Origin of the sequence: Terrabacter terrae (assembly GCF_039529575.1) — a bacterium.
Lineage (GTDB): Bacteria > Actinomycetota > Actinomycetes > Actinomycetales > Dermatophilaceae > Terrabacter > Terrabacter terrae.
Genome location: NZ_BAAANB010000021.1, coordinates 1 through 18,039, shown reverse-complemented (window position 1 = coordinate 18,039; position 18,039 = coordinate 1). Strand labels below are relative to the sequence as shown.

At 72.0% G+C, this 18,039-nt stretch carries 14 protein-coding genes; 11 read left to right on the top strand and 3 right to left on the bottom strand.

Annotated features, from left to right (window positions below):
* The 3 genes from fabG to ABD194_RS10100 form a co-directional block, all read right to left on the bottom strand.
* Entirely contained in the window at positions 1–768 is a 768-nt protein-coding gene (gene fabG / locus ABD194_RS10110) for a 3-oxoacyl-ACP reductase FabG (protein ID WP_343990866.1), read from the bottom strand.
* The gene (locus ABD194_RS10105) at positions 765–1,550 is read right to left on the bottom strand and encodes an SDR family NAD(P)-dependent oxidoreductase (RefSeq protein WP_343990864.1); all 786 of its coding nucleotides are present in this window, start codon (positions 1,548–1,550) and stop codon (positions 765–767) included. The genes fabG and ABD194_RS10105 overlap by 4 nt, the downstream gene beginning before the upstream one ends.
* A gap of 149 nt (positions 1,551–1,699) precedes the next feature.
* Positions 1,700–2,707: an alpha/beta hydrolase gene (locus ABD194_RS10100; RefSeq protein WP_343990862.1), complete on the bottom strand. Its 1,008-nt coding sequence runs from the start codon at positions 2,705–2,707 to the stop codon at positions 1,700–1,702.
* 66 nt (positions 2,708–2,773) lie between these two features.
* On the opposite strand from ABD194_RS10100, the gene ABD194_RS10095 reads away from it, so the two are divergent.
* From ABD194_RS10095 to ABD194_RS10045, 11 genes are all read left to right on the top strand, one after another.
* Positions 2,774–4,330, top strand: a complete 1,557-nt coding sequence (locus ABD194_RS10095) for an ATP-dependent DNA ligase (protein WP_343990860.1) — start codon at positions 2,774–2,776, stop codon at positions 4,328–4,330.
* Positions 4,331–4,496: 166 nt separating this feature from the next.
* Positions 4,497–6,311, top strand: coding sequence for a glycoside hydrolase family 3 protein (locus ABD194_RS10090; RefSeq protein WP_343990858.1), 1,815 nt, complete (start codon positions 4,497–4,499; stop codon positions 6,309–6,311).
* 36 nt (positions 6,312–6,347) lie between these two features.
* The gene (locus ABD194_RS10085; RefSeq protein WP_343990856.1) at positions 6,348–7,670 is read left to right on the top strand and encodes an exo-beta-N-acetylmuramidase NamZ family protein; all 1,323 of its coding nucleotides are present in this window, start codon (positions 6,348–6,350) and stop codon (positions 7,668–7,670) included.
* A gap of 37 nt (positions 7,671–7,707) precedes the next feature.
* On the top strand, positions 7,708–9,441 hold the full coding sequence (locus ABD194_RS10080; protein ID WP_343990854.1) for a serine hydrolase domain-containing protein: 1,734 nt from the start codon (positions 7,708–7,710) through the stop codon (positions 9,439–9,441).
* A gap of 4 nt (positions 9,442–9,445) precedes the next feature.
* Entirely contained in the window at positions 9,446–10,345 is a 900-nt protein-coding gene (locus tag ABD194_RS10075; RefSeq protein ID WP_343990852.1) for a MurR/RpiR family transcriptional regulator, read from the top strand.
* Positions 10,346–10,426: 81 nt separating this feature from the next.
* Positions 10,427–11,368, top strand: a complete 942-nt coding sequence (locus tag ABD194_RS10070) for an N-acetylmuramic acid 6-phosphate etherase (RefSeq protein ID WP_343990850.1) — start codon at positions 10,427–10,429, stop codon at positions 11,366–11,368.
* A gap of 66 nt (positions 11,369–11,434) precedes the next feature.
* Positions 11,435–12,763, top strand: coding sequence for an ABC transporter substrate-binding protein (locus ABD194_RS10065; RefSeq protein WP_343990848.1), 1,329 nt, complete (start codon positions 11,435–11,437; stop codon positions 12,761–12,763).
* Between the two features lie 22 nt (positions 12,764–12,785).
* On the top strand, positions 12,786–13,685 hold the full coding sequence (locus tag ABD194_RS10060) for a carbohydrate ABC transporter permease (protein WP_343990845.1): 900 nt from the start codon (positions 12,786–12,788) through the stop codon (positions 13,683–13,685).
* The gene (locus ABD194_RS10055) at positions 13,682–14,590 is read left to right on the top strand and encodes a carbohydrate ABC transporter permease (RefSeq protein WP_343990843.1); all 909 of its coding nucleotides are present in this window, start codon (positions 13,682–13,684) and stop codon (positions 14,588–14,590) included. The genes ABD194_RS10060 and ABD194_RS10055 overlap by 4 nt, the downstream gene beginning before the upstream one ends.
* Positions 14,591–14,615: 25 nt before the next feature.
* On the top strand, positions 14,616–15,596 hold the full coding sequence (locus tag ABD194_RS10050) for an N-acetylglucosamine kinase (RefSeq protein WP_343990841.1): 981 nt from the start codon (positions 14,616–14,618) through the stop codon (positions 15,594–15,596).
* Between the two features lie 170 nt (positions 15,597–15,766).
* Positions 15,767–18,039 (top strand): glycoside hydrolase domain-containing protein (locus ABD194_RS10045; protein WP_343990838.1); only part of this gene is annotated, 2,273 nt, incomplete at its 3' end.

Genomic DNA, 18,039 nt, shown 5'->3' with positions numbered 1-18,039 from the left:
TCAGTCCTTCGGCCCGCCGGCGACGTAGATGACCTGGCCGGAGACGAACCCGGCCTCCTCGCTGACGAGGAAGGAGGCCGTGGCCGCGATGTCCTCGGGCTGGCCGACGCGGGCGACGGGGATCTCCTTAGCCGCGCCCTCCAGGAACTGCTCGAAGGTGATGCCCATGCGCTCGGCGGTCTGGCGCGTCATGTCCGTGGCGATGAAGCCCGGGGCGATGGCGTTGGCCGTCACGCCGAACTTGCCGAGCTCGATGGCCAGGGTCTTCGTGAACCCCTGCAGGCCGGCCTTGGCAGCGGAGTAGTTGGCCTGGCCGCGGTTGCCGAGGGCGGAGGTGGAGCTGAGGTTGACGATGCGGCCGAACTTCGCGTCGATCATGTGCTTCTGGGTGGCACGCGTCATGAGGAACGAGCCGCGGAGGTGGACGTTCATGACGGCGTCCCAGTCGTCGGTCGTCATCTTGAAGAGCATGTTGTCGCGGATGATGCCGGCGTTGTTGACGAGCACCGTCGGAGCCCCGAGCTCGGAGGCGACGCGCTCCACGGCCGCCTGTACGCCGCCCTCCTCGGAGACGTCGACGCCCACGGCCAGGCCCTTGCCACCTGCTGCCTCGATCTCGGAGACCACTGCCGCGCAAGCCGACTCGTCGAGGTCGAGGACGGCGACGGCATACCCGTCGGAGGCCAGGCGCTTGGCGACGGCGGCGCCGATGCCGCGCGCGGCTCCGGTGACGATGGCGGTGCGCTGGGTGGGGGGCTGCTCGGTCATGCGTTCTCCTCGTTGGGGGTGCGGGTCTGGTCGAGCTTCTGCTGGAGCCGGTTCATGCCGGCGAGCCAGGCGTCGGGATGGGCGGCGCGCTGCGCGGAGTAGTCGCGGACCTCGGGGTGCGGCAGCACGTAGAACTCGTCGCCGGCGAGCGCCTGCCAGGCCGCCTCGGCGACCTCGTCCGGGCTGACGGCCCTGTCGCGCGTCAGCAGCTCCTGGAGGGGGCCCGACTCCTCGAGCATCCGGGTCTGCACGCCCTGGGGGCAGATGGCCTGGACGACGATGCCGCGGTGGCGGTAGGTGGCACTCAGCCACTCGGCGAAGGCGACGGCGGCGTGCTTGCTGACCGAGTAGGGAGCGTCGCCGAGCATCGTGAGCAGCCCGGCCGCGGAGGCGGTCACGACCAGGCGGCCACCGCCCGCCTCGAGCCAGCGCGGCACGAGCAGTCGCGCGGCACGCACGTGCGCCAAGACGTTCGTGTCGAGCGCGCGGGCCCAGTCGGCGTCCGAGGCGTCCAGGCCCGCCAGCGTGCCGATGCCCGCGTTGGCGAAGAACACGTCGACGCGCCCCAGCTGGGCGTATGCCGTCTCGAGCAGGTGGCGCACGCCTGCGTCGGTCGACGTGTCGCCGGGAACGGCGAGTGCACCGAGCTCCTCGGCGACCTCTGCGAGCGCGGCTGCGTCGAGGTCCGCGACGACGAGCCGCCAGCCCTCGCGCGCCAGGCGGGACGCGATGGCGCGCCCGATGCCCCGGGCGGCCCCGGTGACGACTGCAGTGTCGGGCATGCTGCTCCTCGCGATGGACTAAGCGCTTGCTTACCTTGTCGACAAGGGGCCCCTTCCGTCAAGTGACCCTCACCCCGCCACCGTCGAGAGGCCACGAACGGCCGCATCGCCACCGTCGAGAGGCCACGGTCTGCGCAGGCCGCCCACCCTCAGCCGGTGACGCGGTCGACGAAGGCGACCGCGCGATCCAGGGCCTCGCGTCCTTCCAGGCTGTCGAGGTCGAACTGGTACTCGTGGCCGAGGCGGGGGTCGTGGTCCTCGGGGAACAGCAGGACCTCGTGGTCGACCTGCTGCTGCTCGAGAACCTCGACGAGACCCAGCGTGTGCGGCAGCAGCGGGTCCCCGTTGCCGGCCGACAGGAACGTGGCCGGGAACGACGGGGAGACGTGCAGCGGGACCGTGCCGTGGCGCGTGGTCCGCTCGTCGTGGCGAGATGGGCCGAGATACGACCGGATCGCGGTGTCGATGAACCAGTTGCCCAGGCGACTCGAGCCGCGGGCGAGCCTGAAGTCGTAGGCCCCGCAGAAGAGCACGAGGCCCCGCAGCGACGCGGGCTCCAGCGCGACGTCGATCCCGACCTCAGTGGCATACGCCGGGTCGGTGACGAGCAGGGCGACCTGCGCCGCAAGCTGGGCACCCGCGGAGTCACCGGCGAGGACGATCCGCCCGGGGTCGATGCCGAGCCGGTCTGCGTGGTCGACGAGGTGCGCGACAGCGGCCGCCACCTGCCGGACGGGAGTCGGGTAACGCGAGCCCGGCGCGATGGAGTAGTCGACGCCCACGGTCGTGAAACCTCGGCCGGCCAGCACACGCAGGTAGTTGGCGACGTCGCCCTTGCCTCCGGAGAGGAACGCGCCGCCGTGCACCCAGACGACGGTCGGGAGCGGTTCCTCCCGGGCGGGACGGAAGACGTCGAGCCGCCCGTCGGGAGAGCTGATGTCGTATGCCTCGTCGACCGTCTCGACGAGATCGCCGGGGACGTGCTTCCGCAGCTCAGAGCTGGTGCGCGCGGCAACGCGCTCGAACGCGGGGCGGACCAGCAACGCCGACGGCCACGGGGTCACCCGCTCGAGGAGGGCCAGGGTGCCGGCCGTGGCGGTCACGCCGAGGGCGAGCGTCCGGAGGAGACCGCGGGACCGACCGGCTGTGTCACCCATGCTCGAAATGTAGCCGGGACCCCGACCTGAGGGTTGGGTGTCGGCGGCGCCGGGCAAGATCAGGTCATGCAGCTCTCCGACGTCGTCGCCACCTCACGGACCGTCGCCGCCACCGCCTCGCGCACCGCGAAGGTCGAGGCCCTCGCAGCCTGCCTGCGGCGGGCGGCGCAGGACGGCCCCGAGGTCGTCGAGGTGGTCACGGCGCACCTGTCCGGCGTGCTGCCGCAGCGGCGCATCGGCGTCAGCTGGCGCGGCCTGCAGGACCTGCCCGAGCCGGCCGACGAGTCGAGCCTGACCGCCGAGGAGGTCGACGCGGCCGCCACCGCGATCGCCGGCATCGGCGGCTCGGGTTCGGCAGCGGCCCGCGCCGCGGCCGTCCGCGACCTGTTCGCCCGGGCCACCGCCGACGAGCAGTCCTGGCTGCGCGGCCTCATCACCGGTGAGACGCGCCAGGGCGCCGGCGACGGCGTCGTGCTCCAGGCGATCGCCAAGGCGGGCGAGGTCCCCGACGCCGCCGTCCGCCGGGCCGTCATGGTCGCCGGCTTCGCCGGACCGGTCGCCCGCGCGGCCCTGACCGGCGGCGCCGAGGCCCTCGACGCCCTCACGCTCGAGGTGGGACGACCGCTACGGCCCATGCTCGCCGGTGCGGCGCCCGACGTCGCGTCGGCCCTGGCCACGCTGGGCGGCCAGGTCGTCGTCGAGACCAAGCTGGACGGCATACGCCTGCAGGCGCACGTCGACAACCGCATGAGCCCCGGCACCGTGCGGCTCTTCACGCGCACCCTCGACGAGGTGACCGAGCGCATGCCCGAGATCACCGAGGCCCTCGCCGGGCTCGACGTCGAGACGCTCGTGCTCGACGGCGAGGTGATTGCGCTCGCCGAGGACGGGCGCCCGCAGCCCTTCCAGGTGACCGGCGCGCGCACCGCCAGCAGCGCCGACGTCGAGCGCCTGCGTGCGGAGGTGCCGCTGACGCCCTACTTCTTCGACCTGCTGCACCTCGACGGCAAGGACCTGCTCGACGAGCCGGCGGCCACCCGCTGGTCGCACCTGGCCCACACCGTGCCCCCGTCGTGGATGGTGCCCCGCGAGCTCACCGACGACCCGGAGCGCGCGCAGCAGTTCTTCACCGACCTCGTCGCCGCCGGTCACGAGGGCGTCGTCGTCAAGGACCCCGACCTGCCGTATGCCGCGGGCCGGCGCGGTCCCGGGTGGGTCAAGGTCAAGCCCCGGCACACCTTGGACCTCGTCGTCCTGGCGGTCGAATGGGGCAGTGGGCGGCGCAAGGGATGGCTCTCCAACATCCACCTCGGGGCGCGCGACGCCGAGACGGGCGAGCTCGTCATGCTCGGCAAGACCTTCAAGGGCATGACCGACGAGATGCTCACCTGGCAGACCGAGCGCTTCCGCGAGCTCGCCGTCGACCCGGCCGAGGAGAGCGGCTGGGTCGTGACTGTGCGGCCCGAGCAGGTGGTCGAGATCGCGTTCGACGGGGTGCAGCGCTCGAGCCGCTATCCGGGCGGCATGGCGCTGCGCTTCGCACGGGTCATCCGCTACCGCGACGACAAGCCGGTCTCCGAGATCGACACCGTGCAGACCGTGAGGTCCCTCGCCGGCTGGTGAGCCCGCCCCGCCTCGACCCGCGCGACGTGAACACGCCCGTCCCGTTGTCCTGCCGGCCCTGTCAGCCCGACGGGATCGCGCTATCTGTTGCCGACCTCCGAAGGCGTAGGTAAGTTCCGGAGGAAGGGCGGAATGCGTCACTTCTTCACATCTTCCGGAGGCTCCCATGTCCATGTCCAACCTCTCGCGGCGCTCGGTCATCGCAGGCGGGCTCGCCGCCGCAGCCGCGGGTGCAGCCGCCAGCAGCGCGCGTGCGGCCGGCAACCCGGTCAACCCCCCGGCCGCCGAGAACGGCTGGGTGACCTCGACGATGGCGCGGATGACGCTGGAGGAGAAGGTCGGCCAGCTCTTCATCCAGAACGTCTACGGCAGCGACGCGACGACGCCGGACGCCCGCAACCTGCCCCTCTACGGTGTCGCCAGCCCCGCCGAGGTCGTGCAGAAGTACCACCTCGGCGGCATCATCTACTTCGCCTGGACCGACAGCGTGCAGAACCCCGACCAGATCGTGGGCCTCTCCAACGGGCTGCAGAAGGCGGCACTGACGCAGGCCAGCAAGGTGCGCATCCCGCTGCAGATCGCGACCGACCAGGAGCAGGGCGTCGTCACCCGCATCGGACCGCCGGCCACCCAGTTCCCCGGCTCGATGGCCCTCGGCGCCGGCCGCAGCGCCCCCGACGCCCGCACCGCCGCCGCGATCACCGGCATGGAGCTGTTGGCCATGGGCGTCAACACGAACTTCGCGCCCGACTGCGACGTCAACGTCAACCCGCTCAACCCCGTCATCGGCACGCGGTCGTTCTCGTCGCGGCCCGAGCTCGCCGCGCAGCTCGCGGCCGCCCAGGTCGCCGGCTACCAGCGCGACGGGGGTGTCGCATCGTCCGCCAAGCACTTCCCGGGCCACGGCGACACGGCGACGGACAGCCACGTCGCGTTCCCGATCATCACGCACACGCGCGAGCAGTGGGAGGCCATCGACGCGCCGCCCTTCAAGGCCGCGATCAACGAGCAGATCGACATGATCATGACCGCCCACCTGTCGTTCCCGGCCCTCGACGACTCGGGCAACCCGGCAACGCTGAGCAAGCCGATCATGACGGACCTCCTGCGCGGCCAGCTCGGCTACAAGGGCGTCATCGTCACCGACTCCCTTGCGATGCAGGGCGTCCGCGACCTCTACGGCGACGCGGAGGTGGCCGTTCGAGCCCTCCTCGCCGGTGTCGACCAGCTGCTCATGACGCCCGCGATGGACGATGCCTTCGCCGCCGTCCTCGACGCCGTCCGCAGCGGCCGCATCACCGAGGACGAGCTCGACGCGAAGGTCCGCCGCGTGCTCGGTCTGAAGTACCGCCGCGGCATCGTGGCCCGCCCGTACGCCGACCCGGCTGCGATGTCCTCGGTCGTCGGCACGCCGGCCCACCTGGCCGCTGCGAACTCCATCACCGACCGCACGACGACGCTCGTGAAGAACGACGCCAAGGCGCTCCCGCTGGCCCCGAAGGGCAAGAAGGTCCTGGTCACCGGCTACGGCGTCGGGACCACCGCCACCCTGGCGGCGGCGCTGACCGGCAAGGGCGCCACCGTCCAGACCCTCCAGACCGGCACGTCGCCCACCGACGCGCAGGTCGCCTCCGCCGTGGCGGCGGCGGCCGACAAGGACGTCGTCGTCGTGACGACGATGAAGGCCTGGGACACCAGCGTCACCGACAAGCGCGGCGGCCAGCAGAAGCTCGTCAAGCAGCTGCTCGCCACCGGCAGGACGGTCGTCGTCGTCGCCGTGCGGGACCCCTACGACATCGCCTACTTCACCGACGCGCCCACCTACGTCGCGACCTACTCCTACAGCCCCGTCGCGATCGAGGCGGCGGCGCGCGTCATCGTGGGCGACGTCGCCCCCACCGCCTCACTGCCCGTCGACATCCCCGTCGCCGGCGACCCCGACACCGTGCTGTACCCCTTCGGCCACGGCCTCACCTACTGACGCCGGCCCGGCCGGCACGCGAACGGAGCTCCTCACATGACCAACCTCAACCGCAGGCAGCTGCTCACCGCCGGAGCGCTCGGCGCCGTCGCCATCCCGGCGACCGCCGCGGGCTCACGGGCAGCGCAGGGCACCCCGACGGCATACGGCAGCAGCTACCCGAACAACCCCGTGACGACCGGCGCCCAGAGCGCGGCGGCGTCGCACTGGTCGACGCTCGAGGGCCAGAAGGTCGGGGTCATCACCAACCCGACCGGCATCCTCACCGACCTGCGCACCATCGTCGACGACATGCACGAGTCCGGGGCCGTCGACATCGTCGGCGTCTTCGGGCCCGAGCACGGCTTCCGCGGCACCGCGCAGGCCGGCGACTCCGAGGGCACCCACCCCGACCCGCGCACCGGCCTCACTGTCTACGACGCCTACGGCGCGAACGTCGCGAGGATGACCTCGATGTTCCGCACGGCCGGGGTAGAGACCGTCGTCTTCGACATCCAGGACGTCGGCGCGCGCTTCTACACCTACATCTGGACCATGTACACCGCCATGCAGGCGGCCGTCGCCGTCGGCGCCCGCTTCGTCGTCCTCGACCGACCGAACCCCATCGGCGGCAAGGCGATCGGCCCGATGATGACGACACCGTGGACCTCCGGCGTCGGCGCCAAGGAGATCGTCCAGGCCCACGGCATGACCGTCGGCGAGCTCGCCCGCTACTTCGACGGCGAGTTCCTGGCCGCCGACGCGGGCAGCCGGCTCGACGAGCTGTCCGTCATCGAGGTCAGGGGCTGGCGCCGCGACGTGCCGTATGCCGTCACCGGGCTCCCATGGGTCATGCCGAGTCCCAACATGCCGACTCCCGGCACCGCGCTCGTCTACCCGGGCACGGGCATGTTCGAGGGCACGAACCTCTCCGAGGGGCGCGGCACCACGCGGCCGTTCGAGCTGGTCGGCGCGCCGTTCGTTGACTACAAGTGGGCCGAACGCCTTGCAGGACTGGGCCTTCCGGGCGTGGGCTTCCGCGAGGCGTACTTCTCACCGACCTTCAGCAAGCACACCGGCAAGGTCTGCGGTGGCGTGCAGCTGCACGTCACCGACCCGTCGACGTTCGACCCCATGCGTGCCGCCGTCGAGATGCTCGTCGCCGCCAAGGCGCTCTACCCCGACTTCGACTGGCGTTACGACTCCTACGACCCGGCGCGGCCCTACTGGATCGACAAGCTCACCGGCTCACAGCGGCTGCGCAGGCAGATCTCGGCCGGCGCCTCCGCTGACGAGGTCGTCGGCGCCTGGCGTGACGAGCTCGCCGGCTTCGACGCCCGCCGCAAGCAGTACCTCCTCTACCGCGGCCCGGCGAACTGACCGCGCAGCGCTCGACCACCGACAATCCAGGAGTGACATGCGCCTGCGCAGACTCGTCCCGGCCGCCCTCGGCAGCCTCGCCGTGGTGGGGAGCCTCGTGACCGCCGGTCCGGCCGCCGCCGACGACTTCAGCAAGCCGGACCGCGGCTTCGCCCCGCCCAACACCGTCCTGTCCGACGCCGGCCCGGCCTCCCTGGGCCTCGACCCTGCGCCCATCGCGGAGTCGGTCGCGCAGATCCACGCCCACGAGCAGAGCCCGCCCGGCGGCCACCCGCTCTTCGCCGGCGCCGTCGGGATCATGGGCCACGAGGGACGCATCGTCGAGCGAGACGCGAGCGGCTGGGCGCTGCGCTACGCCGACGCCACCACCGAGCTCCCGCGCGACCAGTGGGAGCCGATGCGCACCGACACCGTCTTCGACCTCGCCTCGATGTCCAAGCTGTTCACCTCGATCGCCGTGGTCCAGCTCGTCGAGGAGGGCAAGGTCTCCCTCGAGAGCCCGGTGGCGGCATACCTCCCCGAGTTCGCGGCGAACGGCAAGGAGTCCGTCACGGTGCGGCAGCTGCTGACGCACACCTCCGGCTTCACGTCGTGGCTGCCGCTCTGGAGCAAGTGGCCCGACAAGGCCTCGCGCATCAAGGCCGTGATGGACCAGCCGCTCACCAACCCGCCGGGCACGACATACCTCTACAGCGACCTCAACCTCATCACCCTGGGTGTCCTCGTCGAGCGCCTGCGCGGCCAGGCGCTCGACGTCGTCGTCCGCGACCGCATCACCGCACCGCTGGGGATGAAGGACACCGGCTACAACCCCGCCGACAAGGCCCGGACGGCCGCCACCGAGTACCAGAGCGCCCCGCCCCGCGGCATGGTGCGCGGCGAGGTGCACGACGAGAACGCCTGGTCGCTGGGCGGCGTCGCCGGGCACGCGGGCGTCTTCTCCACCGTCGACGACCTGGCCGTCCTGTCGCAGGCCCTGCTCAACGGCGGCGCCTACCGGGGAGAGCGCATCCTCAGCCGCAAGAGCGTCGAGGCCCTCATCACCAACTTCAACGAGGCGTTCCCGGGCGACGACCACGGCCTCGGCTTCGAGCTCGACCAGCGGTGGTACATGGACGCCCTCTCCGGACCGCGCACCGCCGGACACACCGGCTACACCGGCACCTCGATCGTCATCGACTTCACGTCGCGCTCGTTCGCGATCCTGCTCACCAACCGCGTGCACCCGTCGCGCAACTGGGGCTCGGTCAACGGGGCACGGCGCGAGTGGGCGCACGGTCTCGCGGCGGCGATGGGCATCCGGCCCCGCCACGGCGACACGGCCTGGGTCACGGGCTCCGACAACGCGGCGACCACCACGCTGACGACGCCCACCCTTGCCGTCGGAACGAGTGGTGCCCGACTCGGCTTCGACCTCTTCCTCGACACGGAGGAGACCGACCTGCTCCACCTCGAGCGCTCCACCGACGGTGGGGCGACCTGGACGGCACTGCCCCTCGAGCTCAGGGACCGCGGCCAGACCGAGACCGCCGACGGGGTCATCTCCGGCTCCGGCACGCGCAGGTGGGTCCAGGTCCGGGCCGACCTGCCGGCCGGGTCCCAGCAGCTGCGCTGGCGGCACACCACCGACGGCGGCTACCTCGGCCGTGGCGTGGCGGTCGACGACATCCGCGTGCAAGGCCCGGGCGGGATCCTGCTCGACGGGGAGAAGGCGCCCGACACCCTCACCCCCCAAGGGTGGCGGCTGGCCGGCCGCGACGCCGTAGCGTAGGCCCATGCCAAGGACCGAGGACGGGGCTGCCTCCCCCGCAGGTGCTGCGAGCGCGTCGCTGCTCATCCACCTGCGGGGGATCCGGCCCTCCCTGTCACCCGCCGAGGACCGCGTCGCCGACATCGTCCTCGCGGACGCCCGGCGAGCAGCGGGCCTGACCATCAGCGAGCTCGCCACTGCTGCGCGCACGTCCGAGACGACGGTGCTGCGCTTCTGCCGCCGGCTGGGTCTGCCCGGCTACCCGCAGCTGCGCCTCGCGCTCGCCGAGGAGTCCGCACAGCCGCGCACGCTGCGGCGCAGCGGCACCGACATCAGCGCCAAGGACACGATCGACGACATCATCGCCAAGGTGGCCTTCACCGACGCGAGCGCCGTCGAGGAGACCGCCCAGCAGCTCGACCGTGACGCCCTGGCGGCAGCGGCTGCTGCCATCGCCCGCGCCGGCCGCGTCGACATCTACGGCATCGGCGCGAGTGCCATCGTCGGCACCGACCTGCAGCAGAAGCTGCACCGCATCGGCGTCATCGCCTTCGCCTGGAACGACCCGCACATCGCCCTGACGAGTGCCACCCTGCTGGGCCCGGGCGACGTCGCCGTCGGCATCTCCCACTCCGGCACGACGACCGAGACGATCGAGGCGCTGGCCGCAGCGCGCTCCACCGGCGCGCACACCCTCGCCATCACCAACTTCCCCCTCTCGCGGCTCGCCTCGGGAGTCGACTTCCTGCTCACGACCGCAGCCCGCGAGACGAGCCTGCGCTCGGGGGCGACGGCCAGCCGCATCGCGGCCCTGACGGTCGTCGACTGCCTCTACATCGCCGTGGCCCAGCGCAACCTGCGGCGCGCCCGCAAGGCGGTCGTCGACACCCGTGAGGCCGTCGCCGGCCACCACGTCACCGACTGAACCCACGGGCCGGGCCCGTGACCGGAACGTTACTCATTTACGGCATTGACGGTGTCACCGTAGGAAAGTAACCTCCGACGGGTGAAGAGCGAGGTGACCGTGGACGCCCCCACCGAGGAGCGCCACCCCGGGACGACGTCCATCGACACGCACACCTCCCTCGGCATCCTCCGGGCCCTCAACACCGAGGACGCCAAGGTCGCGGTCGCCGTCAACGAGGTGCTGCCCGACCTCGCCCGCCTCGTGGACTGCGCCGTCGACTCGCTCACCGCCGGCGGGGCCGTCCACTACTTCGGCGCCGGCACCTCGGGCCGGCTCGCGGTGCTCGACGCCGCCGAGCTGCTCCCCACCTTCAACGCCCCCGAGGGCCTCTTCGTCGCCCACCACGCCGGTGGGACGCGTGCCCTGGTCCACGCCGTCGAGAACGTCGAGGACGACGCCGACCTCGGCCGCTCAGAGGCCGACGTGCTGCGTGCCGGCGACATCGCGGTCGGGCTCACCGCCTCGGGGCGTACGCCGTTCGTGGCCGGCGCGCTGGCGCGTGCCCGTGAGCTCGGCGCCGTCACGGCCCTCGTGACCGCCAACCCCCACGCGGAGGCGGCCGTCCACGCCGACATCCTCCTCGCCGTGCGCACCGGCCCCGAAGCCCTGACCGGCTCGACGCGCCTGAAGGCCGGCACGGCCCAGAAGCTCGTCCTCAACTCGTTCTCGACCGCCGTCATGATCCGGCTCGGCCACACGTGGAGCAACCTCATGGTCGACGTCGTGGCCACCAACGCGAAGCTGCGCGGCCGCGTCGTGCGCATCCTGCAGGAGGCCACCGGAGCCGGCTCCGAGGAGGCCCGGGCCGCCCTCGACGAGGCGGACGGCGAGCTGAAGCCGGCGCTGCTCGCCATGCTCGCCGGCGTCGGCGTGGCGACGGCCCGCGACGCGATCGCCGCCAACGGCGGCTCGGTCGCCCGGGCGCTGAGCGCGATGGGCGCCGTCACACCGGCCGCTGCCACACCCACTCCCGAACGCTGAAACCTCTTCCCCGCCCACCCCCGTGCCACCCCCCGGCACCCTGCAGAACCCGACAGGAGCACCACCATGACGTTCGCCTCACGCCTTCCCGGCTCGACGCGGCGCGCACGCCGCACGCTCGTCACGCTCGCCGCGCTCTCCGGAGCGCTCCTCGTGACCGCCTGCTCCCCGTCGGCCGGTGGTTCGTCGGGCTCGACCGGTGCCGGCGGTGACGGCAACGTCGACCTCACGGTCTGGTCGTGGCGCGTGGAGGACGAGGCGGCATACAAGAAGATCTTCGCCGCCTACGAGAAGTCGCACCCGAACGTGCACGTGGACTTCAAGGCATTCAAGGCCACGGAGTACAACAAGATCCTCGCAACCGGTCTTGCCGGCTCGAACGGCCCGGACGTGCCGCAGGTCCGCTCCTACGGCCAGCTGCAGACCACGGTGGCCTCCAAGTCGCTGCTGCCGCTCGACGGCAAGGTCGACCTCTCCGGCTGGGACGAGAACATCGTCGCCAGCGCCAAGGGCAAGGAGGACGGCAAGACCTACTCCGTGCCGTTCGCGCGCCAGACCGTCCAGATGTTCTACAACCAGGGCCTCTTCGAGGAGAACGGCCTCAAGGCCCCCACCACGTGGGCCGAGTTCATCGCCGCGAACGACAAGCTCCAGGCAGCAGGCGTGACCCCGATCGCCGTCGGGGCCAAGGACGACTGGACGCTGCCGATCGTGCACGAGGTCGTGGCCGGGGCCCGCTTCGGCGGCAAGGCCTTCCGCGACGCAGTCGTCTCGGGCAAGAAGACCTTCACCGACCCCGACTGGGTGGCGTCCGTCAAGGTCGTCGGCGACCTCGAGAAGTACATGCCCAAGAACGTCACCGGTGTCGCGCAGACCGATGCGCAGACGCTCTTCTCCGCCGAGAAGGCCGCGATGATCCCCGGCGGCAGCTTCGACCTGTCGGTCTTCCAGAAGGCCAACCCGAACATGAAGATCGGCATCTTCCAGGTGCCGCCGGCCCCCGGTTCGCCGAGCGGCTCGCCCGCGACGACGGCAGGATGGGCCGATGGCAACTTCGGCGTCTCCGCCAAGTCGAAGCACCCCGCCGAGGCCACGGAGCTCGTCAAGTGGATGACCTCCAAGGAGTTCGGCCAGATGGTGGGCGAGGAGATCAAGCAGATCTCCGCCGTTCCCGGTGTCGAGCCGAGCGACCCGCTGCTCAAGCAGATGAGCGACAACTACAAGAACTCCGGCTCGCCCTACCTGCTGCTCACCGACTTCCGCTACGGCACCCCCTCGGGTGGCGAGCTGATGGGCAAGGGCCTGCAGGAGCTGCTGCTCGGCAGCAAGGACGCCTCCGCGGTGAGCCAGGACCTCGACACCGGCGTCAAGACCTGGTTCAAGCCCAGCGCGTGACGCTCGACCCGAAAGGCATGGCATGAGGCGCCGCACCGGCCTGGTCTTCGTCGCCCCGGCACTCGCGCTCTTCGCGGTGTTCGTGCTCTACCCGATGGTGACGGCGTTCTCGTACGCCTTCTTCTCGTGGCAGGGCACGACCCGCGGGGCGTTCGCGGGGGTCACGAACTTCGTCACCCTCTTCACGAAGGCGCCGTTCACGACGGACCTGCCGCAGGCGCTGCTGCACAACGTGCTGTTCTTCCTCGGCACGATGCTGGTCCAGAACACGTTCGGTCTCGCGATCGCGTACCTGCTCTACAGCCGGCCGCGGAGCCGGCGGGTGCTCCAGACGCTCTACGCCATGCCCTACCTCGTGAGCCCGATCGTCATCGGCTACCTCTGGACCCTGCTGCTCTCGCCGACGTTCGGACCGGTCAACACGCTGTTGACGAAGCTCGGGCTCGACTCGTGGGCGCTGCCGTGGCTCGGTGACCCGAAGACCGCCCCCTGGGTCGTCATCCTCGTCAGCGTGTGGCAGTGGATCGGCTTCCCGGTCCTGCTCTACGGGGCGGCGCTCGGCGGGGTCCCGGAGGAGCTGACCGAGGCCGCCCGCGTCGACGGCGCGACCAACCGGCAGGCGTTCTTCCGGATCACCCTGCCGCTCCTCGTGCCCGCCATCGGCACGGTGTCGGTGCTGACGTTCATCTTCGCCATGGAGGCGTTCGCCCTGCCGTACGCGTTCGGCGGGTCCACCGGAAACCCCGCGGGCGCAACGGACTTCGTGTCGCTGCTCTTCTACCGCACGGCGTTCGACTCCGGCGCCACCGACGCCATCGGCAGCTCGTCGGCCCTGGCGACGCTGCTCTTCCTCATCATCTTCGGCGGGGCGTACGCGGCCACGGCCGTGCTGCGCCGCCACGAGCGGAGGATCACCGCATGACCACGGCTGTCGCCTCCACCGAGGTGCCCCAGGACCTCGACGCGGCGCGGCCCGCCCGCGAGGGCCGGCGACCCCCGCCGCGGGCGACGAGGCCCGTCGGCGGCGCGGGTGCCAGCATCCTGCTCTGGGCGTATGCCGCCCTGGCGCTCGTGCCGCTGCTGCTCATGGTCACCAACAGCTTCCGCACCAACGGCGACCTCATCTCCGACCCGCTCGGCCTGCCGAGCCCGCCGACGACCGCCAGCTACGTCGAGGCCTGGACGACCGGCAACTTCGCGACGTACTTCGGCAACTCCCTGGTCGTCACCGTCGGTGCCGTGGCCCTCTCGACGACGGTCGCGACGATGGCGGCCTACGCCCTCGCCCGTGGCCGGTCGCGCATCTTCCGCTGGCTCGAGTCACTGTTCCTCTCGGGCCTGATGCTGCCGATCCACCTTGCGATCCTGCCGATCTTCTACCTCTTCGACGGCCTCGGCCTGATCGACTCCCGCCTCGGCCTGACGCTGATGTACGCCTCGTCCGGCATCCCGTTCTCGATCTTCGTGCTGACGACCTTCTTCCGGCAGCTCCCCGAGGAGCTCGAGGAGGCTGCGTCGCTCGACGGCGCCAGCAGCTGGCAGACCTTCTGGCGGATCATGGTGCCGATGGTGCGTCCGGCCGTCGCGACCGTGGCAGTCTTCCGCTTCGTGCCGATCTGGAACGACTTCCTCTTCCCGCTGGTGCTCCTGCGCCGCGAGGACAAGTACACCCTGCCGGTCGGCCTCACCAACTTCTTCGGTGAGAACGCCACGAACTACTCGGCCGTCTTCGCCGGGCTCGTCATCACGACCATCCCGCTGATCGTGCTGTTCCTCGTCGCGACCAAGCAGATCGTGGCGGGCCTGACCGCCGGCATGGCGAAGTGACCGGCCCGCACGCCCGGGTGGCCCGATGACGGGCCGTCCGGGCACCGTCGTCGCCGTCGACGTCGGCGGTTCCGGCCTTCGCCTGCAGACGTATGCCGCCGGGCCGGGCCCGGTGGTCACGGCACCGGGCGCGCGGGTCGGGGCCGCCGGCATCGACGTGGCGGCCCTCGTGGCGGACGCCCGGTCGCTGCTGGCCCACACCGCCGCACGGCCGGCCCGTGACGACCCGGCACCTGACGGGTGTTCTGGTGCGACCACCGCCCCGGAGGTCGTCGTGTGGTCGATGCGCGGCCTGCTCTTCCTCGCCGACCGGGCCGCGGTGCTCGCCGCCGTGGTGGCGGGACTCGACGCCCGACGCACCGTCGTCGTCAGCGACGCCGTCGCCAACCTCGTCGGCGCGACCGGCCGCATCGGTGCGGGCGCCGTCGTGGCAGCAGGCACCGGGGCCGTGGCGTTCGGCACCGACTTCGACGCGCAGTGGCGCCGCGTCGACGGGTGGGGCCACGTGCTCGGCGACGCCGGGTCGGCCGCCGCGCTCGGCATGGCAGGGCTGCGGTCGGCGCTGCGAGCCCACGACGGCCTCGCCGACGGTTCGCGGGCCCTCCTGCGCGCGGCCACCGAGCTGCTCGGCCCGCCCGAGACCTGGCCTCGGCTCGTCATGGCCGCCCCCGACGCCCCTGAGCGCCTCGCGTCGGTGGCTCCTCTCGTCACGGGGGCCGCCGAGACGGATGCCGTCGCCAGGAAGCTGTGCGTGCGGGCGGGCACCCAGCTGGCCACCTCGCTCCTCCGCGCGGCCGACGGCCTGGACCAGCCGGTCCTCAGCGCCACCGGCGGCCTGCTGGCCTCCCCCGTGATCTCCGACGCCCTCGACGCGGGCCTCGAGGCGGCCGGCGAGCGGCGGAGCCCGGCCGCCGGCGGAGCGCTCGACGGGGCCGTGCACCTCGGCCGGCACCTCCGGGACGCCGGCACCCTCCCGCAGCACCCGGCATACCTCCTCGTGGACTGATCACCCCCGCGGCCCGGTCCAGGAGACGACACCGATGTGGCGGTCGGGGCCCATGGGGCTGGAGTTGGAGGTACCGTCGACGCCGGGCGACGTTATGCGCGTTTTGTGTCGAGAGGCTGGTGGTCCGGCTGGCACGGCCCACCCGTTGCAGTCGGCTCGAGAGGTTCACGATGTCCCGTTCATGGCGCCGGTTCACGGTCCTGGTCGGCGCTGCGGCGCTGACCGTCACCGCCGGAGGGGCAGCGACGGCAGGGCCCGGCCCCGGGCCGACCACCGGCGCCACTGCGACCGCCCAGCCGGCCGGGCCGAGCCCGGCCGCCCCGATCAAGCCCACGGCACCGTCGAAGCCGCGATCGGTGGACTACCGCGGGGTCCAGCTCACCGTCCCCGCGGACTGGTCGGTCGTGGACCTCGACGCGGACCCGTCCCGCTGCGTGCGACTCGACGTCAAGGCGGTCTACGTCGGCAGGCCGGGCAGCCAGCAGGACTGCCCGGCGCACAAGGTCGGGCGCGCCGCGACCGTCTGGCTGCACCCCGCCGCAGACCGCGACACGACGCCGATGACCCCGAGCACCTCGACGGTGGGTTCGCTCGTGGCCCACACCGGGAGGAGCCCGAGCGAACGCACCAAGGCCGCCCGCTTCACCACCAGGGACGTGCAGGTCGACGCCGCCTGGGGCGACAGCGAGGCGCAGGTCGACGAGGTCCTCGCGACCGCGAAGGCAGCACCCGCCGCGTCCGGCCCGTCCAGCACCGTCGCTCCCGCCACCTTCTCGGGCACGTCGACCACCTCCGGCACCTACAGCGCCACCGGCGCCGCAGCGGTCGCGAGCCCGGCCGCCCTCACGACCGCCCTCACGACCGCCACGGCGGCCTCCGGCCCGAAGACGTTCACCGGCATGGGCTTCGACACCTGCGCGGCCCCGAGCACGACGACCATGCAGAAGTGGCTGGGCTCCCCCTACCGCGCGACGGGCATCTACATCGGCGGGTCCATGCGAGCCTGCGGTGACGGGAACCTCTCGGCGAGCTGGGTGAGCCAGGTCAGCTCGATGGGCTGGGGCCTGATCCCGATCTACGTCGGCGTCCAGGCGCCCTGCGTCAACCAGACGGGTCTTGCCACCATCGACCCGAAGCAGGCCGCCGCGCAGGGCAAGGCCGCGGCCGCCGACGCGGCCGGCCGCGCCGCCTACTTCGCCCTCGGCGCCGGCACGCCGGTCTACTACGACATGGAGGGCTACGACAACACCGTCGCGGGGTGCACCGCCACCGTCATGACCTTCCTGACGGCGTGGAGCCAGGAGCTGCACGCCCGCGGCTACACCTCCGGCGCCTACGGCAGCTCGTCCTCGCTCATGGTCGACCTGTCCAAGGCCATGGGCACGACCGGCTTCACGGCGCCCGACAACGTGTGGTTCGCGAACTGGAACGGCCTGCAGACCGTGTCCGACTCAGACAACTACCCGGAATTCAAGGACACCTACTGGAGCAAGGGCCAGCGGGTGCACCAGTACAGCACCGGCAGCGAGACGTGGGGCGGCGTCAAGCTCGACATCGACGCCAACTGGGTGGGCGGCCGGGTGACCGGCAACCCGGTCGCGGTCAGCTACGGAACCGGCACCTACGGCCCCGGCAGCACCAGCTTCGTCTTCACCGGCGACATGTACTACTGGAAGCCCAACGAGGGCTCCGGTCTGCAGAAACGCGCCTACTACACCTACTCGACCGCGGGCCGGGGCGAGGAGAACGGCGCCACCTGGTCGCCGAGCCTCGCGACCGGGTTCTACGCCGTCGAGGCGTACGTGCCGGAGACGCATGCCACGGCCACGGTGACGTATGCCGTCACCGACGCCCGCGGCACGACGACCAAGACGCTCGACCAGTCGCTCCTCTCCGGCTGGACACCTCTCGGCACCGTCAGTGCCCAGGCCGGCGCCCCGGTGAAGGTCCACGCCAGCGACAACAGCGCGAGTCCCACCACCGCGCAGGTCGGGGTCGACGCCATGCGGTTCACGCCCGTCGCCACGCCGCCCTCGGCCCCCACATCGGTGACCGCGGTCCCCGACGACGGACGGGCCACCGTGAGCTGGACCGCGGCCACCGCCAACGGCAGCCCGGTCACCGGCTACACGGTCACCGCCTCGCCGGGCGGCGTGACAGCCACGGTGGCGGGGTCCGCGACCTCGGCGACGGTGACCGGCCTGACCAACGACACGGCCTACACCTTCACCGTCACAGCCACCAACGCCGTGGGGACCGGACCGACCTCGCTGGCATCAGCGCCCGTGGCGCCACGGGCCTTCGCCCACCTCGTCCCGGTGACCCCCAGGCGGCTCCTCGACACCAGGACCGGCACCACGGCCAACCCCACCAAGACCGCCCTGGCCCCCGGCGCCTCCCTGACCGTCAACGTCGCCGGCGCCACCGGCTCCCCCGTCCCCGC